Annotated in this window: 23 protein-coding genes; 19 read left to right on the forward strand and 4 right to left on the reverse strand. The window is 44.1% G+C overall.

Features of this window, described 5'->3' with window-relative positions; all coding sequences use genetic code 11:
* Positions 1-16 precede the first annotated feature (16 nt).
* The 12 genes from nirD (at position 17) to NI455_RS12130 (ending at position 13334) form a co-directional block, all read left to right on the forward strand.
* On the forward strand, positions 17-1627 hold the full coding sequence (gene nirD / locus NI455_RS12075; RefSeq protein WP_253114394.1) for a nitrite reductase small subunit NirD: 1611 nt from the start codon (positions 17-19) through the stop codon (positions 1625-1627).
* A 180-nt stretch (positions 1628-1807) separates the two neighbouring features.
* Entirely contained in the window at positions 1808-4585 is a 2778-nt protein-coding gene (locus NI455_RS12080) for a nitrate reductase (RefSeq protein WP_253114396.1), read from the forward strand.
* Positions 4582-5208, forward strand: a complete 627-nt coding sequence (gene mobA / locus NI455_RS12085) for a molybdenum cofactor guanylyltransferase (RefSeq protein ID WP_253114397.1) — start codon at positions 4582-4584, stop codon at positions 5206-5208. Before NI455_RS12080 ends, mobA begins: the two co-directional genes overlap by 4 nt.
* A 230-nt stretch (positions 5209-5438) precedes the next feature.
* Positions 5439-6464 carry a GTP 3',8-cyclase MoaA gene (gene moaA, locus NI455_RS12090; protein ID WP_253114398.1) on the forward strand — a complete coding sequence of 342 codons (1026 nt, stop codon included), beginning with the start codon at positions 5439-5441 and terminating at the stop codon, positions 6462-6464.
* 2 nt (positions 6465-6466) lie between these two features.
* The gene (locus NI455_RS12095; RefSeq protein ID WP_253114399.1) at positions 6467-6733 is read left to right on the forward strand and encodes a MoaD/ThiS family protein; all 267 of its coding nucleotides are present in this window, start codon (positions 6467-6469) and stop codon (positions 6731-6733) included.
* A gap of 1 nt (position 6734) precedes the next feature.
* Positions 6735-7277 carry a molybdenum cofactor biosynthesis protein MoaE gene (locus NI455_RS12100; protein WP_253114400.1) on the forward strand — a complete coding sequence of 181 codons (543 nt, stop codon included), beginning with the start codon at positions 6735-6737 and terminating at the stop codon, positions 7275-7277.
* 70 nt (positions 7278-7347) lie between these two features.
* Positions 7348-8271, forward strand: coding sequence for a bifunctional molybdenum cofactor biosynthesis protein MoaC/MoaB (gene moaCB / locus NI455_RS12105; RefSeq protein ID WP_216986047.1), 924 nt, complete (start codon positions 7348-7350; stop codon positions 8269-8271).
* On the forward strand, positions 8268-9509 hold the full coding sequence (locus NI455_RS12110) for a molybdopterin molybdotransferase MoeA (protein WP_253114401.1): 1242 nt from the start codon (positions 8268-8270) through the stop codon (positions 9507-9509). Before moaCB ends, NI455_RS12110 begins: the two co-directional genes overlap by 4 nt.
* A gap of 47 nt (positions 9510-9556) precedes the next feature.
* Positions 9557-10321 (forward strand): molybdate ABC transporter substrate-binding protein, encoded by a 765-nt coding sequence (modA, locus tag NI455_RS12115; protein WP_253114402.1) that lies wholly within the window; start codon positions 9557-9559, stop codon positions 10319-10321.
* Positions 10322-10327: 6 nt separating this feature from the next.
* Positions 10328-11011, forward strand: coding sequence for a molybdate ABC transporter permease subunit (gene modB, locus NI455_RS12120; protein WP_148335041.1), 684 nt, complete (start codon positions 10328-10330; stop codon positions 11009-11011).
* A 1-nt stretch (position 11012) separates the two neighbouring features.
* Positions 11013-11654 carry an ATP-binding cassette domain-containing protein gene (locus tag NI455_RS12125; protein WP_005096928.1) on the forward strand — a complete coding sequence of 214 codons (642 nt, stop codon included), beginning with the start codon at positions 11013-11015 and terminating at the stop codon, positions 11652-11654.
* A gap of 330 nt (positions 11655-11984) precedes the next feature.
* Complete coding sequence (locus tag NI455_RS12130; RefSeq protein WP_253114403.1) at positions 11985-13334, forward strand: MFS transporter; 1350 nt, start codon at positions 11985-11987, stop codon at positions 13332-13334.
* Between the two features lie 300 nt (positions 13335-13634).
* On the opposite strand, the gene cynS is transcribed toward NI455_RS12130, so the two are convergent.
* Positions 13635-14084 carry a cyanase gene (gene cynS / locus NI455_RS12135; RefSeq protein ID WP_253114404.1) on the reverse strand — a complete coding sequence of 150 codons (450 nt, stop codon included), beginning with the start codon at positions 14082-14084 and terminating at the stop codon, positions 13635-13637.
* Between the two features lie 287 nt (positions 14085-14371).
* On the opposite strand from cynS, the gene NI455_RS12140 reads away from it, so the two are divergent.
* The 3 genes from NI455_RS12140 to NI455_RS12150 all read left to right on the forward strand — a co-directional run bounded on the left by NI455_RS12140 (position 14372) and on the right by NI455_RS12150 (position 17430).
* Positions 14372-15181, forward strand: a complete 810-nt coding sequence (locus NI455_RS12140; protein ID WP_195724747.1) for a formate/nitrite transporter family protein — start codon at positions 14372-14374, stop codon at positions 15179-15181.
* 66 nt (positions 15182-15247) lie between these two features.
* Positions 15248-16978, forward strand: a complete 1731-nt coding sequence (locus tag NI455_RS12145) for a bifunctional protein-serine/threonine kinase/phosphatase (protein WP_253114406.1) — start codon at positions 15248-15250, stop codon at positions 16976-16978.
* A gap of 254 nt (positions 16979-17232) precedes the next feature.
* Complete coding sequence (locus tag NI455_RS12150; protein WP_005100292.1) at positions 17233-17430, forward strand: hypothetical protein; 198 nt, start codon at positions 17233-17235, stop codon at positions 17428-17430.
* A gap of 160 nt (positions 17431-17590) precedes the next feature.
* Here the strand turns inward: NI455_RS12150 and NI455_RS12155 are convergent, their stop codons facing one another.
* Complete coding sequence (locus NI455_RS12155; RefSeq protein WP_005100295.1) at positions 17591-17758, reverse strand: hypothetical protein; 168 nt, start codon at positions 17756-17758, stop codon at positions 17591-17593.
* A 330-nt stretch (positions 17759-18088) separates the two neighbouring features.
* Here NI455_RS12155 and NI455_RS12160 point away from each other — a divergent pair, with 330 nt between their 5' ends.
* Complete coding sequence (locus tag NI455_RS12160; protein WP_253114407.1) at positions 18089-19006, forward strand: LysR family transcriptional regulator; 918 nt, start codon at positions 18089-18091, stop codon at positions 19004-19006.
* 500 nt (positions 19007-19506) lie between these two features.
* On the forward strand, positions 19507-21669 hold the full coding sequence (locus NI455_RS12165) for a TonB-dependent receptor family protein (RefSeq protein ID WP_253114409.1): 2163 nt from the start codon (positions 19507-19509) through the stop codon (positions 21667-21669).
* Between the two features lie 63 nt (positions 21670-21732).
* On the opposite strand, the gene NI455_RS12170 is transcribed toward NI455_RS12165, so the two are convergent.
* Positions 21733-22341, reverse strand: a complete 609-nt coding sequence (locus tag NI455_RS12170; protein WP_244783020.1) for a MarC family protein — start codon at positions 22339-22341, stop codon at positions 21733-21735.
* A 28-nt stretch (positions 22342-22369) separates the two neighbouring features.
* The gene (locus tag NI455_RS12175) at positions 22370-24406 is read right to left on the reverse strand and encodes a choline transporter (RefSeq protein ID WP_253114412.1); all 2037 of its coding nucleotides are present in this window, start codon (positions 24404-24406) and stop codon (positions 22370-22372) included.
* 260 nt (positions 24407-24666) lie between these two features.
* Here NI455_RS12175 and betI point away from each other — a divergent pair, with 260 nt between their 5' ends.
* Both betI and betB read left to right on the forward strand, forming a co-directional pair.
* Positions 24667-25254: a transcriptional regulator BetI gene (gene betI / locus NI455_RS12180; RefSeq protein WP_005170886.1), complete on the forward strand. Its 588-nt coding sequence runs from the start codon at positions 24667-24669 to the stop codon at positions 25252-25254.
* Positions 25255-25268: 14 nt separating this feature from the next.
* Entirely contained in the window at positions 25269-26744 is a 1476-nt protein-coding gene (betB, locus tag NI455_RS12185) for a betaine-aldehyde dehydrogenase (RefSeq protein ID WP_218209002.1), read from the forward strand.
* Positions 26745-26749: the final 5 nt, after the last annotated feature.

Raw genomic sequence — 26749 nt, forward strand, 5'->3', positions numbered from 1 at the left:
GTCAGGGAGAATGAAAATGACAATTTTAAAAGACATGAACGAACTGAACTGGTACGAAGTCTGCAATCTGGATGAGATCACTCCGAATACCGGTGTGGCAGCCCTGATTGAAGATCAGCAGATTGCAATTTTTCGCGTGGGTCAGGAACAGCGGGTTTATGCACTCAGCAATCAGGATCCGTTTAGTCTGGCCAATGTCATGGCACGTGGCATTCTGGGTGATCTGCAAGGTGAGCGTGTAGTCGCATCCCCAATTTACAAGCAGCATTTCAGTCTGGTGACCGGTCGTTGTCTGGAAGAACAAGAGCAGAAATTACTGGTATTTCCAACCCGAATTGAAAATGGCAAAGTTCTGGTGAGTCCGACTCCACAAAAAACTTATATTTCCAGTAATGGTCAAAACACAGAGCGCTTAAAACTGGTACTGATCGGGAATGGACTGGCGGGTATGCGTTGTCTGGAAGACTTGCTGGATATGGCGCCAGATCGTTATGACATTACCGTGATTGGGGAAGAGCCATGGGGCAATTACAACCGGATCATGTTGTCACCGGTATTGTCTGGTGAGAAAAGCTTTGCAGAAATTATGCTGCATTCAGCCGACTGGTATGCTGAAAAAGGCATTCGATTCATTGCTGGGGATGCTGCCATCGCTATCGACCGTTCGCGTAAACAGGTCCACACCCAAAAAGGCGAAGTCGTTGCTTATGACCGTTTGATCCTCGCCACTGGTTCCAAACCCTTCATGCCACCTATTCCGGGTGCTGAACTTGAAGGCGTGATTAGCTTCCGGGATATTCAGGATGTTAACCGCATGCTGGATTACTGCAAAACCAAGAAAAATGCCGTCGTGATTGGAGGTGGGTTGCTGGGTCTAGAAGCAGCTTATGGACTGAAGCAGCAGGGGATGAATGTAACTGTGCTGCATCTGATGGACCGTATTATGGATCGTCAACTGGATATGAAAGCCAGTCAAATGCTGAAAAAATCAATTGAAGATAAAGGCATCCGAATCATCACTGAAGCCAACACCGAAGAGCTGCTCGGTATTGATGGTCACGTGACTCAACTGCGACTAAAAGAAGGGACAATGCTGGATGCCGATTTGGTGGTCTTCGCCGTCGGGATTCGACCAAATAAAACCCTGGCTGAACAGGCTGGTCTGCGCTGCAATCGTGGGGTGCTGGTGAATGACACCATGCAAACCTATGACCCGAGTATTTATGCAGTGGGTGAATGCATTGAGCATCGTGGCCAGACCTTTGGACTGGTTGAGCCATTATGGGGACAGGCCTTTATCTGCGCGACGCATCTGGCTGAACATGGCCGACTGACCTTTAAGGCACCGACTGTTCCGACCCAACTCAAGGTTAGCGGATGTGATGTCTTCTCAGCCGGAAATTTTGAACCTCAGGATGATTTTGAAGATATCGTGCTGAATGATGAAAAACGTCAAATCTATAAACGGATCATTATCCAGCAGGACAAGGTCATTGGTGCGGTGCTATTTGGCGATACCGAAGATGGAGCTTGGTATGCAGAACTGATTGCAGATCAGACACCGATTAGTAATATCCGCAGCAAACTGCTTTTTGGTCGGGATTTTGCATTAAAAAAGGCAGGGTAATCGGATCAATCTCCCAACCCCTCTTTAAACAAGAGGGGACCCTCACTCCTTTATTAAAGGAGGGTTGGGGAGGATTAAAGCTTTTGAGACATAGAAAAAATTTAAATCAAACCTGTAAAAGCTAGATATCAGAGATTTGGTGAAACACGTGAATTTGGATGATTAAGGAGCACAGCAGCAATGAATAGTATTCCGGTTATGGAACTACATAGCTCTACTGAATCCCAAATAAAAACCGCTCAGACAACCTGTCCTTATTGTGGAGTAGGCTGTGGCGTCATCGCGCACGTAAGCCAAACCCCTATGGGTGAAAAGGTTCAGGTTGAAGGCGATGTTCAGCATCCTGCGAACTTGGGCAAGTTGTGTATTAAAGGCAGTCATCTCGCCGATACACTTGGCTTAAAAACCCGACTTCTGCATCCGATGACTGGTCGAAAAGAACAGCGGCAAATAAGCACTTGGGATCATGCCATTTCAAGTATTGCCAATAAATTTCAGCAATGTATTGATCAGTATGGGCGCGACAGCATCGCCTTTTATGTCTCTGGCCAGCTTTTAACTGAAGACTATTATGTGGTGAACAAGTTTGTAAAAGGCTATCTCGGTACTGCCAATATTGATACCAATTCAAGACTGTGCATGTCATCTGCTGTGGCAGCGCATAAACGGGCTTTTGGCGAAGATCTGGTACCGGCCAGCTATACAGATTTTGAGCAGACAGAAATGGTGGTTCTGGTCGGATCCAATACCGCCTGGTGCCATCCGGTGCTTTATCAGCGCATTATGAAAGCCAAAGAAGAGCGGGATTTATTCGTGGTAGTGATTGATCCACGCTTTACCGCAACCTGTGAAGCGGCAGACTTACACTTACCCATTTTACCCGGTCAGGATGTCGCGCTGTTTAATGGCTTGTTGCAATATCTTCAGCAAAATGGTCATGCCGATCTGGATTTTGTTACACACCATACTCAAGGTCTGGAGCAGGCGCTTGCCAGTAGCTCGACAGAGTCATCGCTTGAAAGCGTGGCAAAGCGTACTGGTATTGCTATTAAAAAATTAACCTTATTTTTTGAGAAATTTGCCCAGACCGAAAAAATCATGAGCCTGTTTTCCATGGGTGTAAACCAATCCTCTCAAGGAGTAGACAAGGCCAACAGCATTATCAACTGTCATTTATTGACAGGAAAAATAGGCAAACCCGGTTCAGCACCTTTTTCCATGACCGGACAGCCGAATGCGATGGGCGGACGGGAAGTCGGTGGGCTGGCCAATATGCTGGCCAGTCATCTGGATTTGGATAATCCGCAACATCAGCAACTGGTGCAGGATTTCTGGCAAAGCCCGGTCATCGCGCGGCAGCCCGGATTAAAAGCAGTCGATTTATTTCAAGCGGTGGAAAGCGGGAAAATCAAAGCCATCTGGATTATGGCCACCAATCCGATCGTGAGTTTGCCCGATGCAGATCAGGTTAAACGCGCTCTGGAGAAGTGTGAATTTGTGGTGGTCTCCGATATTTGTCTCAACACCGATACCACGCAATATGCCGATGTACTGTTACCGGCACTGGGTTGGGGCGAAAAAGATGGCACAGTCACCAATTCGGAGCGCTGTATTTCCCGGCAAAAGGCTTTTTTGCCGGCTCCGGGTGAAGCTAAAGCAGACTGGTGGGCCATTTCCCGGGTGGCTCAGGTCTTAGGTTTTCGCGGTTTTGACTTTAACAACAGTCATGACATTTTTCTGGAACATGCCCGTTTATCTGCCTATCAGAATAGTTCGCTTTCGCAACGTGAAGATACACCGAATTTTCGCTATTTCAACCTGCAAGGTTTAACTCATCTCGGTTTTGCGGAATATCAGAATCTAACACCGATTCAGTGGCCAGTCTGGGATAAGCAAGAAGTTTATCAGGTTGATCAACTATTTAGTCAAGGCCAGTTTAGCCATGCAGATGGCAAAGCCAGATTGGTGCCAACAGTTGCAGCCGATCCGGTACATGCTATTTCTGCTGAATATCCTCTGATCCTGAATACTGGACGCATTCGCGATCAATGGCACACCATGAGCCGTACCGGATTATCTGCCAGTTTGTCCCAGCATCGTGCCGAGCCTTATTGCGAGCTGCATCCGCAAGATGCACTGAAGTATGGCCTGAAAGATGCCGAGCTGGTCGAGGTGAAATCCGCTTGGGGAAGTTGTGTACTCCGTGTGCAATTTTCACAAAATATACGACGTGGCCAGATTTTTGCACCGATTCACTGGAACGACCAGTTTGCATCCGATGCGCGGATTGGCAAAGTGGTGAATCCGGTGGTTGACCCGATTTCCGGCGAGCCAGAATTTAAGCATACTCCGGTGATGATCCAGCCATTTTATACCCAGTGGCAGGGCGTGCTGTATGTACGGGAAGGCTTTGAGCAGAAAATCCAGACCATGATTAAAAATACGGTGTGGTGGAGCAAAACTCAAACCACTCAGGCCATCCGGTATGAACTGGCAGACCGGCGCAGGTTTTCTGACATCACCGGGCAGATCAAGAGTCTCTTAAACTTTAATGATGAAAGCTTTGAATGGCTGAATCTCGAAGATCAAACGGCGCACATCAGTCATATTGTGGTTCTTCAGGATGGCCAGTTAATTGCCAGTTTTTATATCGCACCGGCGGCACTATTACCAGATCGTGACTGGGTGGCAGGCCTGTTTAAACGTGAACGTCTGAGTGCATTGCATCGTAAAGCATTGCTGGCAGGTCAGGCCATGTCGATGGGAAATAGTGAAGGTCCATTGGTCTGTAGCTGTTTTAAAGTTGGCAAGAACCGAATTATCCAAACCATTAAAGATAAAAATATCACGCATGAAAAACAGGTGACTGCATGTCTAAAAGCCGGAGGAAATTGCGGTTCATGTTTGCCAGAAATTAGAGGCCTGATTAAAGCCTGCCAGACGGAGTACATAGAATGAAAAGAAAAGCAGTTAAAACGGTGTCTTATCCGGAAACCGATGTGGTGATCCTGGCCGGCGGTTTAGCGCGGCGCATGAATGGCATCAATAAATTGCTGCACAAATTTGATGATGAAATCCAGCTCATTAAAATCCATCATCAGTTGAAGTCCCGGGCAAGCAAAGTTTGGGTCAATAGCCATCGGGATCATTCCATTTATAAACGGATGATTCCTTCGATCGACTTTTATCAGGACGATGAACCCGGTTTTCAGGGACCATTGATGGGCATGAAGAGTGCCTGGTCACATGTACAATCTGATTATGTGCTGTTCGTACCCTGTGATGTGACCTATATTCCCAAAAAAGTCATTTCACGTTTACATCAAGCCCTGCAACGACATCCTTTATCTGAAGTGGCGGTAGTTGAAATCAATGAAAAAGCATTGTTTCCATTCTGTCTGATGAAGCGCAGCAGCTTACCCACTCTTATACAACATCTTGAACAGGATCAGCGCAGTTTAAAACGCTGTTTTGCTGACATGCACATGCAGCGGGCAAGTTTTAAAAATCGTGCCCTGTTTTTCCACAGCATTAATTCATTTGATGAGCTACAGCAGCATCAACAGCTTAACTTTCTATAGCGTTTACAATGCTAAAAGCCGAATTATCATATTCTGGCTCACCAAAATATTGCTTTTTTTATTTTTCGAGCAAACTTTCGGACTAAAAAAGAACAAATATTATCCATTAATATTATTTAAAAATAAATTTGTGCAAAGTTGGAACACTTTTTGCTCATTCATTGTGAAGAAATAGGGCAGTAACTCAAGACTGTTAAATAACCGTGCAGATCTCATCATGGACCGCAGCAATGAACAGCATGACAGCTTTAGCACCTCGCAGTATCTTTCAGGATCAGTTTGGACGCCAGAAACGTAAGTTGCGGATCTCGGTGACTGACCGCTGTAATTTTAAATGCAGCTATTGCATGCCTGAACATCCGCAATGGATAAATAAAAAAGATTTGCTCAGTTTTGAAGCCCTGTATGCTTTTTGCGAGTTTATGGTGCGACACGGGATTGAGCAGATCCGCGTGACGGGGGGCGAACCGTTGATGCGTCAGGGTATTGTTCATTTTATTGCCTGCTTACAGACATTGAAAGCAATTGGCCTGAAACGTATTTCCATGACCAGTAATGGCCATTATTTAAAAGATTATGCTCAAGCGCTTAAACAGGCAGGACTCGATGATCTGAATATCAGTCTGGACAGTCTTGATCCAAAGCAATTTCAGCAACTGACCCAAAAACAGTTACAGCCTGTACTTCAAGGTATTTCTGCCGCGCAGCAGGCAGGGTTGTCCGTCAAGATAAATAGTGTGCTCATCAAAGGCATCAATGACAATCAGATTATTCCTTTGGTGAAATGGGCACAGTATCAGGCTGTAGAACTGCGTTTTATTGAGTTTATGCCCCTCGATGGCGATCAGAAATGGAATCCGTCTGATGTCATCAGTGAGCAGGATATCCTGGATCAACTGAAAACTGAATTTGATGTCCAGGTATCTCAAGGACAGGGCGCCAATCCAGCCCGTGGCTATCTGGTCAATGGGCAGCCTTTGGGGATTATTTCTACCATTACCCATTCATTTTGCGGTGATTGTGACCGCCTGCGCCTCAATGCCCAAGGTGAATTTTATAACTGTTTATTTGCCAGACAAGGCCTGAACCTTAAGGCAGATATCGAACAACTGGCGCTGGATCATTTCGCCACACAGACATTTCAGCACAAGCTCCACGCTTATATCTGGCATAAGGAAGCCGGCTTCCATGCGATCCAGCAAACACCAATACAAAAGCCGATCCGCAAAATCAGCATGCACAGCATTGGAGGATAAATATGTCTCTCACTCAGCAAAAATTAATTCATATCAAAATAGAAGCCTTCGGTGCGATTGAACGACAACTTCCAGCAGATTTAAATTTGCAATGCGAGTCTGAAATTCAGGTTTCTGAAGTCCTGAACCAGTTGCTATCCATTTATCCTGATATACAGACCATGCTGGAACGTTGTGCATGTGCAATCGGTGAAGACATTATTTCCAGACAGAACGTTTTAAATCGGGACAGTACGCTGGTGCTGTTATCGCCGGTAGCAGGAGGCTGAGATGCAACTCAAACCATTAAAACAATTTGCCCGAATCCAGCAGACTGCTTTTAAGCTGGAGGATTTTGATGGTATTCAGCATTTTCCGGAATGTGGTGGAATCGGCATCTTTGTCGGAACAGTACGTAACCATCATCAGGGTAAAGCTGTGCGTGCCCTGAAATATACCGCCTATGCGCCTGTGGCTGAAAAAATGATTCGTGAAATTGAACAGCAGATTCAGACCAAATACCAGGTGTCTTATGTGCGGGTGGTGCATCGGATTGGTGAGTTGGGGATTGGAGAAACAGCCATCATTGCTATGGCTTATGCGGCCCATCGTCGTGAGGCCTTTGCGGCTTGTGAGGAAGCTGTGGAACGGGTGAAGCATGAAGTTCCGGTCTGGAAAGAAGAGTTTTATCTGGATGGTAGCAGCCAGTATGTGGAAGGCTGTTGTATTCGAAAAGATCATGGACCTGAAACTAATCACTCTCATCATGCAGAAGAAGCGCATTGTCACCATCACCATGTAGCAGAACACGCTTGCCAATCATCATCTAATTAAATGCGTCCAATGAGGATGCATAAGATGAATCACTTTAAAACAGATTTTAAAAATTAGCCTGGGATGAATCATGAAAAATGTAGGGATGAAAGCAGAAAGTTACCGTACAGCAATTGCCACTGGAATCCTGCATGCACCGCCACATTGCATTGAGCTGCTACGTAATGGCAATACTGAAAAAGGTGATGCCCTGAAAACAGCACGCATTGCCGGCATTCTAGGTGCCAAACGGACCGATGAGCTGATTCCATTGTGCCATCCATTACCGATTTATCGTGCCGATGTGGAATATGAACTGTGTGATGCACATGTCGAAATTATTGCTACTGTTGAAACCATTGGACCAACTGGTGTGGAAATGGAAGCTTTGACAGCGGTCAGTCTGGCAGGTCTGACCTTGTATGACATGCTGAAGCCGCATTGTGAACCGGAAGATTTGTCGCTGGATCAATGCAGGTTGCAGCAGAAAAAAGGCGGAAAATCACATTTTACCCGCATACTTAAAGAGAGTCTGTCCGCTTCGGTTATTGTGCTGTCCGATACGGTTGCAGCAGGCAAAAAGCCGGACACTGCCGGACAAAACGTAATGGAAATTTTAAAAGAAGCCAATTTTGATTCTATTAGTTATCAGGTTATTCCCGATAGCCCAGAACAGCTCTTGACCCTGATTGAACAGCAGAAAAATCAGTATCCGCTGATTCTAACTGTGGGCGGTACTGGCTTAGGTCCTAAAGACCTGACCGTCGAAACCCTACAACCTTTGCTGCAACGGGAAATTCCCGGTTTAATGGAAGCTTCACGTAGTTTTGGGCAAAAACGTACCCCTTATGCAGCATTAAGTCGTGGCGTGGCTGGCTATATTGAGAACAGTCTGGTGATGACCCTACCGGGAAGTCGTCAGGGTGCGAAAGAATCTCTGATCGCGGTACTTCCGGCTTTGGTGCACTTGTTTGATGTGCAAAAAAATATCCCACATGCGGGGGGCTATCAATGAATCAGGCACTATCACATTCAGCCTGCGGTGCTGAACCGGGACTGATTTCTGTTGATCAGGCACTGCAGATGTTACTTGAGCAGACGCATATCTTGGTAGCTGAAAGCCTGCCGCTTGCTCGGGCTCTGAATCGCTATCTGGCAGAGGCGATTGATTCGGCCATACCATTGCCGCTGTTTTCACAAAGTGCTGTAGATGGCTATGCGCTTTGCAGTCCAGAAAATGTTAGTGCTCACAGCACTTTTGAACTCATTGGAGAGATTCGGGCAGGGCAAAGTACTGAAATTGAACTGCGGCCAGGTCAGGCGGTCCGGATTTTTACCGGTGCCAGGATTCCAGCAGGAACTACAACGGTCGCCCGTCAGGAAATTGTCAAATGCCATGCCAATCAAATCATTATTACAACAGACCTAAAGCCTCATACGGATATACGTGATGCAGGCGAGGAAATCGCACAAGGGCAGCGTCTGGCAGATGCAGGTCAAAAACTGCATGTAGGTGCAATTGCAGCTTTGAGCATGGCAGGCGTAAAGCAGGTTTCAGTCTATCGTTATCCTAAAATTGCTGTTGTGATTACTGGAGATGAAGTCGCTTCCAGCATTGAAGACCTGAATTCCGGAAAAATCTTTGACGCCAATGCTCCACTGATTCAGGCCTGGTTTCAGTCACAGGGTCAAAACGTAGATATTCTGCATGTGCCCGATTGTGAGTCCGAACTGCAATTATTACTGAACCGACTCAAACACCAATACGATGTCATCTTGACCACAGGCGGGGTTTCGGTGGGTGATTATGATTTCATTCGCCCTGTTGCCCTGGAGCAGGGTTTTGAGCAGATTTTCTGGAAAGTGAAGCAGAAGCCCGGAAAACCGATGTTATTTGCCAAGTATCGTCGAGATGATCAAGGTTACTGTTATCTCTTGGGTCTACCGGGAAATCCGGCTGCCGTGTATGTCGGGATGCAAATCTATACGGCAACTTTACTGAATGCCTTACAAGGGCAAAAGCAGTCACCTGCATGGCTTAGTGCGGTAATGACACATGATTTGAAAGCGGATGCACGTGAACGTTTTTTAAGAATGGCTGCAGAATTTGATCAGGGTACTTTAAAGCTCAAAAGCCTGGCGAAACAGCAGTCGCATATGTTGAGTAATCTGATGCAGGCCAATTGTCTGGTACGTATTCCGGCAGCAACAGAAATCCAAGCCGGGCATGTGGTACAAGGTTTACTGATTTGAAATGCCTGTCGCAATTCTCAATATTCGAATCACATAGAATGAGAAAGATGGATTTATTCAAAGTTCTACTCACTGGCGTGCTGTTGACTAGCCCCATGCTGTATGCCGAAACAGTTAAAATATATGCCGCAGCCAGCCTGACCAATGCGATTACTGATATTTCCAGACTATATGAGCAACAGCATCGGGACATCCAGATCGTTCCGGTTTTTGCTGCGTCTTCGGTATTGGCGAAACAAATTGCGGCGGGAGCGAGCAGTGATCTATTTTTCTCTGCAGACCTAGACTGGATGAATGATCTGATCAAGAAACAAAAAATTCAGATCGGTCAGATTCGACCTATGCTTTTGAATGAACTCGTATTGATTAGTTCTATTCAGCAAAAAAATCATTTTAAAATGTCAGCCGACTTTAATTTTGCTAAAGCCTTTCAAGGCTATCTATGTACCGGACAAATGGAATCGGTGCCTGCTGGAAAATATGCCAAACAAAGCTTAACCCGGCTGGGCTGGTTGAATCAGCTTCGAGGCAGAATTGTCGGTACGGATAGCGTCCGTTCAACTCTCGCCTTTGTAGAACGTGGCGAATGTCAGGTCGGTATTGTGTATAGAACTGATGCCTTGATGAGTAAAAAAGTTAAAATTTCGGGGGTGTTTCCAGCCAGAACACATCGTCCGATTGTGTATCCGATTGCTTTAACCCGGCAGGGCCAGAAAAATCAGGCAGCAGTCCAATTTTCTGAATTTATCCAGACAAGCGCACAGGCCAAACAGATTTTCCAGAAATATGGCTTTAAGCTTAAGGTCGGCTAACTGCTCATGCTTACACCAGAAGAACTGAGTGCCTTAGCGCTTTCAGCCAAAGTGGCGGGCTTTGCCACAGCGGTGTGTCTGCCATTTGCTATCGCCGTAGCATGGCTACTGGCACGTTATGAATTCAGGGCCAAATTTCTCGTTGAAGCGATATTGCAGATGCCCATGGTGCTACCGCCGGTAGTGCTGGGCTATCTTCTGCTCCTGCTATTTGGCCATCAGGGGATACTGGGGCAATATCTACATAAATGGGGAATTCAGCTGATATTTAATTGGAAAGGTGCGGTACTCGCTGCCATGATGGTGGCATTTCCTTTAATGGTTCAACCAATTCGCTTGTCTTTTCAAATGATCAACCGGCAATTAGAACAGGTGGCAGGATCTCTAGGCGCTGCACCATGGCGGGTATTCTGTAGCATTAGCCTGCCTCTGGCTTTGCCTGGAATTTTAATCGGCAGCATTTTATGTTTCAGCCGCAGTCTGGGAGAATTTGGTGCCACCATTACCTTTGTTGGCAATATTCCAGAAGAAACCCGCACGATTCCCATCGCCATTTATAGCCTGTTACAACAGCCTGATGGAGAAAGTATGGCTATGCGTTTGGTCATTTTATCTCTGATTCTGGCTTTTTCAGCCTTGATTGCAAATTACTGGATCATGCAGAAGTATCAACGTAAATTGGAGGGCTAAGATGCTGAAGTGTGATTTTCAGTTTAATTACGCAAATTTCCAGCTACAGGCCAGTCTGGATATGCAGACACAATTGATTGGTATTGTGGGAGCCTCAGGAAGTGGGAAAAGCACCTTTTTAAAAAATATTGCAGGGCTATTAAAACCATCACAAGGCTTTATTCATTTTCAGCAAAAAATATTATTTGATCATCAGCAGAAACTGAATATTCCTGTTCATCAAAGAAAAATTGCCCTGATTTTTCAGCAAGCCCTACTGTTTCCGCATCTGAATGTCATGCAGAATTTGAAATATGCAGAACAGCTAAATATAAAAAATAAAGGTCAGCAGAAATTTACGTTTGAAGACATTGTGGAGTTACTCGAATTAAAGCCACTACTTCGGCATCGGGCGCATCAGCTTTCTGGTGGACAGGCACAGCGCGTTTCTATCGGTCGTGCACTTTTATCTTCTCCCGACCTATTACTTTTGGATGAGCCTTTAAATGGACTGGATCAAAAGCTGAAAAACCAGATTTTACCTTTTCTGAAAATTGTGATTCATCAAACAGATTTACCCATGATTTATGTGACTCATCATGTAGATGAAGTGGCGTATTTACAGGCACAACTGCTGCATTTTGAAAAGGGAAAAATTATTTGATCCAGCCCTGCACCGATTTAAACCAGCAATGACTCCGGGCAGGTCATCCTATCGCTGTTTTGCTCATAATTTCTCAGAAGATATCTATTTTTCTCTCTATTTTTAAGAAAGAAAAGTCTAAATTTGAAAGTGAAATAAAAATTATTTTATATAAAAGAATAGTTTATTTTATGTTAAAAATAATCTGGCATGACCTATGCATATATCTAATTAAAGTCAAAGAAGACTCTACATTTGTGTGACGGCCAATGACGTCCGTTCTGATCGTTACTGATATGCCTTGTGCATCACAGTGACTTAAATACGTTCAGTTCTGGTAAGGAAATGGCTATGTCTTCAAATACAAGTCTCAATAAAGCAACAAAAATAAGTCTATTTAACTTTAGTACTTCAGCGATGCGGGCCTTCCATATGAGTTGGCTCGCTTTTTTTGTCTGTTTCTTTGCGTGGTTTGCCTGTGCACCGTTAATGCCAGTGATTGCCGGTGAATTCAGCCTGACCAAAGAGCAGATCGCCAATATCAATATTGCCGCAGTCGCCATTACAATTCTGGTGCGTCTGATCGTGGGGCCGTTGTGTGATAAATACGGTCCGCGTAAAACCTATACCGCCTTACTGATTATTGGCAGTATTCCGGTGTTTGGTGTGGCGTCGGCCAACAGTTATGAATCTTTCTTGTTTTTCCGTTTATTGATTGGCGCCATCGGTGCCAGCTTCGTGATTACTCAATATCATACCAGTATCATGTTTGCGCCAAATGTGGTGGGAACGGCAAATGCAACTACAGCAGGTTGGGGGAATGCCGGTGGCGGTGCGACTCAAGCCCTGATGCCTTTAATGCTGGCTGCTTTGGTGATGTTCGGTGTAGAACAGGCAATGGGATGGAGAATTGCACTTCTGGTTCCGGGTATTCTGATGATCATTGTCGGTGTACTGTACTGGAAATTCACCCAAGACTGTCCACAAGGCAATTTTAAAGAACTCCGTGCTGAAGGTATTTCTGTTGGTAGCGATAAAAAAGGTGGTCTTGCCATTCTGATGCATGCCGCACGTAACTACCGTGTCTGGATTCTATTTGGGGCTTACGCAGCCTGTTTTGGTATTGAAATTTTTATCCATAATATTATTGCCTTGTACTTTGTCGACAATTTCCAGTTTGGCCTAAAAGAAGCAGGCATGGCTGCCGGAATTTTTGGTTTACTGGCATTGTTTGCCCGCGCCTTGGGTGGCATTGTTTCGGATAAAGTCGCGATTCAAAAAGGTCTGGATGGTCGAACCAAAGTTCTGTTTGCCTTGATCATGCTGGAAGGTCTGTTTCTTATTCTATTTTCGCAAATGAATAGCGCGACCTTGGCTATTATGGCGATGACCATCTTTGCCTTGTTTACTCATATGGCATGTGGCGCTACCTATGCACTGGTGCCTTTTATCGACCGTGATGCCTTGGGTGGTGTGGCCGGTATTATTGGTGCAGGTGGCAATGTCGGCGCAGTGGCTGCGGGTTTCCTGTTAAAAGGCATGCTGGATATTCAAACTACTCTGATGGTACTGGGTGGCTTGGTAGTGATTGCTGCAAGTTGTGTGTTGATGATCCGCTTCTCTGTCGAGCATAAAGAAAAAGAACAGCGTTTATATGAACAGGCCGTGACTGAACGTCATCTGGCAGAAGCACAGCAATAATGCTGTACTCCTTGATTTAAAATGAGTCGCCAAAAAGGATAGCAATATCCTTTTTGTTGTTTTTGCTAACTCAATAATAAAATGGTGAACTATATATTCAGGATGGGAAATTATCATTTAAAAAGGAAAGAATGATTGAATTCATCGAATAAAAATAAAAGCATTTATAGTTTATATTTTTAATTTGAGATGAAAGATTATATATATTTTAATAACGATTTTAAAAAAATAAATGAATTTAATAAGTGTAGATAAAATAAAAGCCATTTTAATAATGGCTTTTATGCTTATGGTGGAGGATTAATAAGTTTTATAAGGTAAAAACTTTCCGGATAATACGACATTCACCCGATCTCCGTTTGGATTATTCTCCCGTTGAATATCCATGCTGAAATCAATTGCACTCATAATACCATCTCCAAATTCTTCATGGATGAGTTCTTTAATTGTCATACCATAGACGCTGACAACCTCATACCAGCGATAAATCAGCGGATCTGTCGGCACACTGGTTGGCAGAGAACCTTTATAGGGTACGATTTGCAGCCAAGCGATGGCTTCATCAGTCAATCCAAATATTTCACCAATTTTTTCTGCCTGTTCTTTATTAAAAGCCATCTGACCCAAACATGCGGCTGTCACCCATTCTTTAGAAAGGCCTATTGTTTCAGCGACATCTGCCCATTTAATAGACTTTAAAACTTTCGCTGAAATAATCATGTCTGTCACTTGTTGACGATGGCTAATCATTAATCTTCTCCAATAGCTATATTTAAAAAATGACCGTTATAGATAATGCAGAGATTGTGCCAATATAATTATTAGGATTAAATTTTAAAATAATTCATCTGATTTTTATTGGCTATTTAAAATAAATGGCATGCTATTTGCTTTAATCTATATTAAATATGGCAACGGCGCCATGACACAATTGATCTGTTTGAATAATGCAAGGCAAAGACGCCTAGGGTTGAAATAGACCTTAGGCGTCTTTTATTTGCAAACAGGCAAGTAATTTATATAAAGGGGATAAAAATATGGCTTATCTTGCTCCTGCAGAGTTTGCAAAAAAAGTGGTCGATGCCGGTGAGGCAAAACTTCATATGGCAACGCGCGATGTTTTAATCCGTGCGTTTATGGCAGGCGCAATTTTGGCGCTGGCAGCTGTATTTGCCGTGACGATTGCGGTGCAAACAGGGATGCCACTGATCGGTGCGCTGCTATTTCCAGTTGGTTTCTGCATGTTGTATCTCTTGGGCTATGACCTGCTCACTGGGGTATTTGTATTGACTCCATTAGCCTGGCTAGATAAACGTCCTGGGGTAACGTGGTCACGTATTTTAAAAAACTGGGGACTGGTTTTTTTAGGTAACTTTGCCGGATGTTTAACCGTGGCAGTGTTGATGGCCGCAGTCTATACCATGGGTTTCGCCGCTGAACCGAATGCGGTCGGGGTGAAAATTGCCCATATTGGTGAAGACCGGACTTTAGGCTATGCCGAATATGGTTTTGCTGGCTGGATGACGATTTTTATCCGCGGCATGCTGTGTAACTGGATGGTGTCACTCGGGGTAATTGGTGCCATGATGTCAACCACGGTCAGCGGCAAATTCATTGCGATGTGGATGCCAATCATGCTGTTTTTCGCCATGGGCTTTGAACATTCAGTGGTGAATATGTTCCTGTTCCCATTTGCCATGATGATGGGCGGTGATTTCTCGATTACAGACTACTTCTTGTGGAATGAATTACCGGTGGCACTGGGGAATCTGGTGGGCGGTTTGGCACTGACAGGTCTGGCGCTCTATACCACGCATGTACGTACTGGCGATAAAAAAGAATTCTAATCTGAGCATGATGATTTATGCCTTGAGATTAAAGGGATCAATTCGATCCCTTTTTGAGTATTTAAAATGAATAAAAAATTAAAGATCAGCATCGGGCAATATTCTTCCGCTGGAATCAAAGAACAGAATCAGGACTTTCATGGGGTCTATATTCCTGAAGGCCACGCGCTTAGCAGTAAGGGCATTGCCTGTGCAATTGCAGACGGGATCAGTAGCAGCAATGTCAGCCATATTGCAGCAGAAACTGCAGTCAGCAGTTTTTTATCGGATTATTATTCGACTTCGGATGCATGGAGTACCCAAACTTCGGCGGCACGGGTCATTCGTGCGACCAATTCCTGGCTATATGCACAAACTCAGCAAAGCCGCGGGCGTTTTGATAAAGACCAGGGTTATGTCTGCACCTTTAGTGCACTGATTTTGAGACAAAACAGAGCTCATATCTTTCATGCAGGCGATAGCCGGATTTATCGCATTCAGACACAAGCCATTGAACAGTTGACGGCTGATCACCGTATTTGCCTGTCATCAACAGAACATTATTTAAGTCGTGCACTGGGTGCCGACCATCGTATCGACGTCGATTATCAGCAGCTTGAATTATGTGAAGATGATTTCTTTATCTTGATGACAGATGGAGTCTATGAGTTTATTGATATGCAGCTCATATCGGAGATGCTGCAACAGCAACAACATCTGGATATCATTGCCAAGTCTATAGTCGAGCTAGCCTTTAAACGGGGCAGTGATGACAATCTCACCATTCAAATCATTAAAGTGGATCAACTACCAGAGGAAAAATACTTCCAGATTAAAAGTCATGTTTTATTTCCACAACAGCTAAGTCATGGTGATCTGTTTGAAGGTTATCGGATTGATAAAATCCTGCACCAAAATCATCGCAGCAGCCTCTATTTGGCGCATGATGAAGCGACACAAAATCAGTTGGTCATTAAAACCTTGTCTGTCGATGTGCAGGATGATCTCAAAGCCGTAGAACAATTTCAGTTAGAAGAATGGGTATCGAAACGCTTAAAACATGAAAATCTGCTGCAATGTTATCCGCATAAGGGCAGCAAAAAAATTTTATTTCAAAGTTATGAATACTTGCAAGGGGAAAGCTTAAGTCGCTGGCTGCATCGTCAAAAAACAGCTTTAACTTTACAGCAGTTGCTCCCGATCATTGAGCAGGTGGCCAAGGCACTGAATGCCATGCACCGTCTTGAAATGCTGCACCAGGATGTACGGCCAGAAAATGTCATGCTGCTTGAACCTGCTGATGCTTTAAAAGTGAAACTGATTGATTATGGATCGACAGCGGTCAGAGGTCTGGTTGAACTGAATCCCAAACATGCAGACGTTCCTTTGGGAACTCTGGCCTTTATGGCACCTGAGTATTTTATTGGACACTCGCCCTCAGTAAAATCAGATCAGTTCTCGCTGGCGGTGATGAGTTATTATTTATTGACCCGACAATTACCTTATGGGACAGACCTTGCGCGCTGTAAGACCGAAAAGGACTTAAAACAGGTTCGATATCATCCACTCTATGAGTATCGACCGGATCTGCCGCATGGCTTGGACGCCATCTTTAAAAAAGCGCTTTCCATTCGCCCGGAGCAGCGCTATGAAGCACTTTCAGCCTTTATATATGATCTGAAACACCCAGATCTCAAATTTAAAAAATCAGTTTCACGTCCTATGCTTGAAAAGCATCCAGTCACTTTCTGGAAATCCTGCACAGCGATTCTGTTTTTGTTATTGCTCTGGGTATTTGCACTATATTTTAGCCAATGAAAATAATCCAAATAAGCTGTTGAACGATTTTTTTGATTTAAATAAAAAATCAATAGTGATTTAAGCTGAGATGTAGTCAAAATATCTATTTATTCTTATTGCAGATTTTTATATTTTTACGATGATTGACTTTGTATTTTCGAAGATTATCCCTATAAAATAGAAAGTGCAGTCAAAAAACTAAATAAGCATAAAAACATTGGAATAATAATTGCTTATTTTTAATACCATTAGAATAAAAAGGCAGATGAGACATGAAAAATCAATTTTTTAAGCTGATTTTAATCTTGGGCAGCAGCATGGTGATGAGCCAAACAAGTCTCGCCGGAGATGGTGGCTTGCGTTTTGCTGAGAAAAATCAGGAAATAGCGGCACAAATTCAGGCCAAGAAAAAAACGGCAGAAACACAGGCGCAGCCCCTACAAGCAAAAGCCTCTACAGAAGCGAAATAGTAAAACAGCACTCATCCAAGAAGGTGAGCTGTTCAGGTTAGATCAGATGTATAAGATGTTGTGATGCGAAAACTAGTCCCTAACTTTTTAATACTGAAAAAAAACTCCCCATCCATTTTTAAGAACGGGGAGTTTTTGTATTTTTGAATCCTTGAAAAATTTATTGATTCTGTTCTTCGTCCTGTCTTTCCTGACGCAGTTGATCACGTTGTCGCTGTGGATCATGAAGACCTAATTGACCTCGCTGGATCTCGCGATCCTGTTTTTCTTGCGGATCAAGTTGCTCTTCAGTGAGTTCATCATCATTTCGGTCGGTTGGATTGGACATAGTCTTTCATCCTCTAAAATATTTTCTACTTTTTATTGTATGAATTGAGCAAAATTATTCTGTGACTTTTATACCGAAGTTAGTTTTCTATCTTGTTGCTGCTGTAAATTTAAGCGCTATTTTATAGACAAATTTAATAAAATTAATTTAATCAATAAAATTAAATTAATAAAAATTAAGGGAATAGCAATTCAAACCTACAAACCCAATAGGTGAATATATCTCATTATTATGATTTAAAAATGAGAAAAACTAAATAAAATAAGAGAAATGGGTTATGCTTAAGACAAATTAAGTGTCATCCGTCTTTTGAAATTTCCGGTATTTTCCATGATAGAACTCCGCCATTTAAGAACTTTAACTGCTCTGCGGGAGCATGGTTCTCTGGTTGCAGCAGCAAGTGATTTATGTTTAACCCCATCAGCCTTGTCACATCAGCTACGTGAACTCGACCAATGGTTCGGGGTTGAAGTAGTGAATCGGCGTAGTCGTCCCGTAAGTTTTTCAAATGTTGGGGAGCGGTTGTTAAAACTGGCAGATGAAATATTACCGCAAGTTCAAATTGCACAGAGCGATATCAGCCGTATTGTGCATGGCCAGACCGGACGAATAGTTTTCTCCTCTGAATGTCATAGCTGTTTTGACTGGTTGATGCCACTACTCAATCAATACCGGATGCAATATCCGGATGTAGACCTGGACTTTGCTTCAGGTTTTGAATCGAATCCGCATGAATTATTACAAACCGGAGAGTTTGATCTACTGATTACGGCTGATCCAATTGCGCTTAAAGGCATTGAATATTTCCCGATTTTCGAATACGAATCACGCTTGGTTTTATCCAATACCCATCCACTGGTACGTGCGAAAGAGATTACTGTTCAGGAGCTTGCTGAAGAAACGCTGGTAACTTATCCGGTGGATAAACACCGTTTGGACATTATGTCGCGTCTGTTTATTCCCGCTAATATTCTACCAAAAGACATTCGCACCACAGATTTGACCCAAATGCTGATTCAGCTGGTGGCAAGTGGTCGCGGGATTGGTGCATTACCTGATTGGGTGGTAAATGAATATGAGCAGAAAGGCTGGGTCACTTCACGCCGCCTCGACTGTGTGGCACCTGAAGGCTTACGTCGAACTTTATACGCCGGCTATCGCACAGAAGAAAAGCAGAAAGATTATTTTGAAGGCTTCTTGAAACAGCTGGATCGGTTTTCCAAGAAAAGACAGGTCTATTACAGCTAATTTGCGAATAGTTAAATATATTTAGTCCGTTATTTTTAAAAATCCTGCATCGTCAGGATTTTTAAGAATAGACTTTTTTCTCTCAAGAATTTCAATTTTCCTATAAGATGATGAGGTTAATTTCGTCTACTTTAAATCAGAAAATATACAATTTCGGCCAACTTTCGAAATTAAAGAACTGGTTTAGTTGATTATAAATTTTTCTAATTATCACATTTTGCCAAGTGGAAATACATCTGTGCAGAATTAAATTGCATATTATTAAATATCAATTACTTGAAAATTAAGTTCTTGGAACTTGTGAGGATGTAGTTCTGATCTTGCAAGTTGATTTCTAAGAAAAAGATTAAATAAAATGAAAAAATATACGCTGATCAGTCAATTTTTTGGCAGAAAATAACTCCGGAAAATAACAATGTTGATCTATGCTACAGCATAATTTTTAAACTGATTTCCTCTCATAAAACGGAATCACTTATACAGGACTGTATAAACTCGCCATGCACATGACAAAAATTCCTCTCAAGAAAAGCCCGCTGAGCCTCATGATTCTGTCGATTGTCTCAGGTCATCTTTATGCTGAAACTGCCGTAGAGCCGGGCAATGTTCAACAGCTGAATACCATCGTGATCAGTGCTGAGCAAAATGCCAATCCGCAGCAGCAATATCAGAAAGAGCTGGCTCAGGTTTCAGGAGGAACGAATTTTATTGGCGAGCAGCAGTTAGAACAGCAGCGACTTGCCACCACAGCCGATGTGTTCCGTTTACAGCCAGGAATTTATGCCCAGTCTGCGGGGAATGAAGGTGCAAAAGTCTCAATCCGTGGCTCAGGCATCAACCGGACTTCAGGTGCACACGCATCCGGTACGCACGTCCTGATTGACTATATTCCATTTACCGGGCCGGGCGGTACAGCGTATGAACTGCTAGAACCCTGGTGGATTGATCATGTCGGTGTCTATCGCGGAGCCAATGGTTTTAAACAGGGTGGACTGGCCTTAGGTGGAACAATCAACTATAAATCCAAGACTGGCGCAGATCAGGATGGCTCTGAACTCAAATATGAAATGGGCAGCCATGGTTATCAGAAATATCAGTTTAGTACCGGCCGAAAGCTGGATCAGATGGATTATTATCTGGCGCTGACGAGTACCCAGTTTGATGGAATTCAGGATCATGCTGAAGGCGATGGTAAGGGTCTGGCTTTTAATTTGGGCTATCAGATCAGTCCGGATATCGAAACCCGTTTTTATGCCCGTTACCGTGAGAGCAAGCATTTAACTCCAGGACGGATTACACAAGAACAGCTCAAAAATGATCCTGAAGCAGCGAATAGCTTTAATTTAGCGGTAGATGCCAAACGGATTCAGCCGGGCAGTACCTGGCTGGCCAATACCACGACCTGGAATTTACAGGATGATGCAAAACTGACTGGCAGTCTGGCTTATCATCATTATCCGCTGGATTTACGTGAAAGCAGTTATCGTACCAATGTCGATTATGAAGATATTACAGCGCGCTTCCAGTATGAAAAACCTTACCAGTTTCTAGGTCTGGAGCATCAGGGGCGTATTGCCTTGCGCAGCACGACTCATCGTCCGGACAGTGGTGTAACGGAAACCATCCGACGTGATACGACTATTGATGGAACTTTGTATCCGGCAGATACCGTTACCCGCCGTTATACCTATCGCGGTTCAGACAACGTCCTGCAATTTGATCAGGAAACCACATTAAATGATCAGTTCAAATTAGATTTGGGACTGGCAGCGGTGTATACCCATCGGGAAAGTGAAGTAACTTATCCTGTGGCGAGTCCTGAAGTCAGCCGTTATGAATGGAATTTTGCACCACGACTTGGTTTGACCTATCAGCCGAATGAGTCTGTGCAATGGTTTGCCAATTTAAGCCGCAGCATTGAGCCAGCACATCCTTGGGCGATGGCTTGGTCTTCACCGTATTATTTTGACAGTGGTGTCGCTTCAGGCCGGGTACGTGCACCAATCTATTTAGACACTCAAACTGCCAATAGCTTTGAACTGGGTGGACGTGGACAATCAGGCTTTGGAGATTGGGCACTGAGCTACTATTATTCTAAAGTGAAAAATGAACTGTTAACCTCTGAAATGATTAAAGATTATGGGAGTAATTCTCCTCAATCTGAAAGAATTAGTGTAGAAGCAAATGCCACGCCAACGATTCATCAAGGGATAGAGCTAAGTCTGGATACGCCCTTGCATGAATCCCAATATGGCGAACTGCGTCTGCAACAGGCTTATACCCTTAGCGATTTCCAGTATAAAAATGATCCATTGTTTGGCAAGAACCAGTTGCCAGGAATCCCTAAACATCTGTATCAGGCTCAACTGAGTTATGCTTTAAATAATGGCCTCTATATTGGTCTGAATACCGAATATGCATCGAAGATGGCACATGATTATGCTAATAGCCAATTCAGTGACGACTATCAGATCTGGGGCATTGACGTGGGTTATGCACCAGAACATCAATCGTGGAAAACCTGGATCAACTTTAAAAATATCACGGATGAGAAATATGCTGCGGTCGTGATTCCTGGTCTGAATGATAAAGGTGCTGATGTAGCGCGATCTTCACCAGGTGAAGGTTTTTCTACTTATGCCGGTGTGTCATTTAAATTTTAATTTTTAAAATCAAAAAAAGAGCGGTGAAAACCGCTCTTTTTATTTATTGATAGAAAAGGTTTATCAGGTTTCTAAAATTCCGGTAACGCCTGTCACAATCATATCGATGGCAATCGTACCAATCAGAAGCGCAGCAACACGACCGACAATATCGACATACAGGTCAATGTAGTTGGAATATTTATGTTGTAAATGATCATGCAGGTATTTCATCAGAATTAGCAAGCTACAGGTCAGAAACAGGGTAAAGAAGATCACCAGAATGGTTTGCATTAAACTGAGCTGAATCCCGGTAATCACGGAAGCCGAAATGGTGCCGGGACCGATCATAAACGGCATGGCAATCGTACCCGCCAGATGACTGGGCGCTCCACGCATCACACCAATCGTATCAGCACCTTCAAAGACATAACGATAGCCAATCACCAAAAAGATAATACCGCCAAAAATCTGGAAGGACTCAAACCGTACATGCAAGAATTCATTAAAGAAGGCTTCACCGGTTTTTGCAAAAATGATGAACACAATAAAGCTGATCAGACTGCCCTGAATCAATGCCATGTTGAATATTCTTGCGTCGGAATTACGGATAATTCCGAGCATATAAATACTCATCAGAAAAGGATTGAGCAGGGAGAAAAACAGGGCAAATGCATTCAAACTTTCTGACATTATTGATTCCTTCCGTAGTTGAGAGATCCTAGATTTCACGATCCGGGAACAGCGGACGTTTACCTGGGCTGATCCGGTTAATATGCAGATACATCATATGGCGTTCATATTTATCCAGGATGTCATTGATCACCTGTTCCTTACTATAACCGACCAGATCGTTGCCCTGAGAGCCTTCAAACAGATAACTTTCCAGACGATAGTAATAACGTTTGGTTCGTTTACCACGTGAACTGAAATTTGGCGTGTCATAGCGTACCGGCCATATTTCATAGACAAAGTTTTCTTCTTCATCGAGCTGAATGGTCAGATCTAGGTGATACAGTTCAGGTTCTTCCTCAAGTGATTTTTCCTGAATATTGACTTGAATGCCTTTATCAATTAACTCGGTTGCAACCGCCTCGATGGCCGGCTTGCAGACATTGTCCAGCATGGTCCGGGTCTGGGACAGGCTTGGATGCAGCATGACCCGGCTTAGACGCTTCTTCCAGTTCAATATATCCACATTGCCGACCACAGGTGCCGCATTCAGACTGGTACTGGCCTGTCGAAAATCCTCCAGACGTAAGGACTTATATAGTCCCGCCATCACAAAGAAAATGACGAAACTAAAAGGCAGGCCCATAATAATCGTGGTGTTCTGTAATGCTGTTACGCCATTGGCCATGAGCATTGCCAAAGTTAGCAAACCGATGGCAATGGCCCAGAACACACTCAGCCAGCGCGGTGAATCATGCTCAATATTAGTGAATTTGGTGGTGAAATTTCCCAATACCAATGCCCCTGAATCCGCTGAGGTCACATAGAACAGCAAGCCGGTAATGGTGGCGACACCTGCAGTAAACATAAAGCCTGGATACTGCGCCAGCAGATCATAAAAACCATGTGCCGGATTTTCTAAAACTGTCGTAGCAAGTTGAGTATTACCATCAAAAATCACGCTATATAAAGCACTGTTACCGAAAATAGACAACCAGGTCAGGGTAAATAACAGAGGAATAACCAAAGTCCCGGTGACAAATTCACGAATGGTACGACCACGGGAAATACGGGCCAGAAACAGACCGACAAAAGGTGACCAGGCGATCCACCATGCCCAGAAGAACAGGGTCCAGCTATTCATCCATTCTTTCGGTTGTTCAAAAGGGAAACTGGTTAAAGAAAGTTTCGGGAACTGGCTGATATAGTCACCAAAATTCTGAATCAAGGCAGCTAATAAAAACTCGGTATTGCCTACAAACAGAATGAATAGCAGCAGCCCAATTGATACATAGATATTAATTTCAGACAGGATCCGGATGCCTTTATTGACACCGGCAGTGACTGAAATAATAGTAATAATCACAGCAACAGCGATGAGTGCAGCTTGAATCCAGATATTTTCCGGTAAATCAAACAGCACATGCAGGCCATAATTTAATTGCACAACGCCAATCCCGCAGGTGGTGGCAATACCAAAAATCGTGCCGAGTACTGCAGCCGTATCCACAGTATGGCCGATCGGACCATTAATTCTTTTTCCAAAGATCGGATAAAGTGCCGATCGGATGGTGAGCGGTAAATTGTAGCGATAACTGAAATAACCCAGGGCGACCCCAATCAGCGCGTACATGCTCCAGCCAGTTAAACCATAGTGGAACAGGGTCCAGACCATGGACTGGCGAGCCGCCTCGAAAGTCTGGCCTTCACCGACGGGTGGATTCATATAATGCGAGAGAGGTTCCGCCACCGAGAAGAACATCAGGTCAATCCCGATTCCGGCAGAAAACAACATGGCTGACCAGCTTAATAAACTAAATTCAGGCTTGGAATGTTTAGGCCCTAATTTAATTTCCCCATAACGTGAACAGGCAATAAAAATAATAAACACCAGATACAAAGTGGCAGCCAGCAGGTAATACCAGCTAAATGTACGACTGACCCAGTTCAGAATATTGGTGATGACCAGATTGGCCTGTTGATTGAATAAAATCGTGACGAGAGAAAAAAGCAGAATAAGTGTTGCTGAAACATAAAACACCACTTTATTCAGACTATCCTGCACTTGTTCAGTTTTCTTTTGCATAAATCTGTGACCGTAGTTTTATTGTCATGTGATTTACAGCGCAGTTCGATTTGACACAGGGTTCGACACTTAAAGAGTCAAAGCCGAATCAATTACAAACATTTGCAAATCCAAAACAAACTGCGCTGTACATCTGAGGTTGCTATGCACTATAATTTTTATTAATTGATCGTTCAATTAAAAAAACGTTTTTTAATGTTACCTCATTCTGCTATTGCAGCATGAGTCCGATTTATAGATTCGTTATTCAGGTTAGTCTTATGCCAAAAGTTGGTATGCAACCGATCCGCCGTCAACAGCTTATTGACGCGACCCTAGCTGCTGTAAATGAACTAGGTTTTGCAGAAACCTCAATCAGCCAGATTGCACAACGTGCCGGTGTTTCGACCGGCATCATAAGCCATTATTTTGGCGGGAAAAATGGCCTCATTGAAGCAACAATGCGTTATTTATTGCAGCAGTTAGGTAAAACCGTGGCAGAGATGCAGACCCAGGTGGATGCCACACCTGAGCAACGTTTGCTTGCCATTGTACGGGGTAATTTTGCTGCACCTCAAACCAATAAGGCCGCTATGAAAGTCTGGCTGGCATTTTGGGCGAGCAGCTTGCATCAACCGGACTTGCATCGGTTGCAACAGGTTAACCATTACCGCTTACATTCCAATCTCAAGCACGAATTTATGAAAGTGCTGTCCAAATCAGAAGCAGAAAAAGCGGCACAAGGGCTAGCTGCACTGATTGATGGTTTCTGGCTACGTGGAGCACTGATCAGTGGCGAGATTGATCCAGAAATGCCGATCGAACTGTGTAGCCAGTTTATCCAGCAGCAATTGAAATCACACAAATAGGCGAGGGAATTACAGTGACTACCTATCATTTACAGCGTCCTTATATTCACGGCCAATATGTCGATGCAACATCGCATCGCAGCTTTGAAAGCATCAACCCTGCAACTGGTGAGATCCTGGCGGAAATCCAGATCTGCAGCAAAGAAGACATTGATCGTGCCGTCGAATCTGCACAAAAAGGGCAGAAGGTCTGGGCTGCAATGACGGCGATCGAGCGCTCCCGGATTTTAAATAAAGCAGTCGCTATTTTACGCGAACGTAGTGATGAACTGGCGCGTATTGAAAGTCTCGACAGCGGTAAAGCCTGGAGTGAAACCTCTACGGTAGATATTGCGACTGGTGCAGATGTCCTCGAATATTATGCCGGCATCTTGCCAGCCCTCGAAGGACAGCAGATTCCACTGCGAGAGACTTCATTTATTTATACCCGTCGTGAGCCTTTGGGTGTTGTGGCCGGCATCGGGGCCTGGAATTATCCAATCCAGATTGCATTATGGAAATCTGCACCAGCACTGGCGGCAGGCAATGCCATGATTTTTAAGGCCAGTGAAACCACGCCTTTGACCGCACTGAAACTGGCTGAAATCTATACCGAAGCCGGTGTGCCGCACGGGGTATTTAATGTCGTGACTGGCAGTGGCGAGATTGGCGCTTATTTAACTGCACATCGGGATATTGCTAAAGTCTCGTTTACCGGTGGTGTTGCCACGGGTAAAAAAGTCATGGCGCAAGCCGCAGATTCCAGCCTGAAAGAAGTCACCATGGAACTCGGTGGGAAATCTCCCCTGATTATCTGTGAAGATGCCGATCTTGATCTTGCCGCTGACATTGCCATGATGGCCAATTTTTACAGCTCAGGTCAGGTCTGTACCAACGGCACCCGGGTATTCATTCCCTATACCTTAAAAGCGGCTTTTGAAGAAAAAATCTTGCAGCGTATTCCTCATATCCGTATAGGCGATCCGCTCGATCCGGAAACCAATTTTGGGCCAGTCTCTAGTTTTGCGCATATGCAGAAAGTACTGAAATTTATCGAGCAGGGCAAAATCGAAGGGGCACGATTACTTTGTGGTGGTGGCCGTGCCACACAAGGTGATTTGGCCAAAGGTGCCTACGTCTTGCCCACGGTATTTAGTGACTGCCGGGATGATATGAGTATCGTCCAGCATGAGATCTTTGGGCCTGTCATGAGCATTTTAAGCTATGACTCTGAAGAGGAAGTCATTCGCCGTGCCAATGCGACCGAGTACGGACTGGCTGCGGGTGTTGTCACGCCTGACCTTGCCCGTGCGCATCGTATCATTCATCAGATTGAAGCCGGAATTTGCTGGATAAATACCTGGGGCGAATCTCCAGCAGAAATGCCAGTCGGTGGTTATAAACACTCAGGAGTTGGACGTGAAAATGGTATTGTGACTTTGCAGCAATATACCCAGACCAAATCGGTTCAGGTGGAGTTGAACCCATTCCAGTCCGTGTTTAGCGCATAAAGAGG

The sequence above is a fragment of the Acinetobacter lwoffii genome (assembly GCF_024129435.1).
GTDB classification, from domain to species: domain Bacteria; phylum Pseudomonadota; class Gammaproteobacteria; order Pseudomonadales; family Moraxellaceae; genus Acinetobacter; species Acinetobacter lwoffii_F.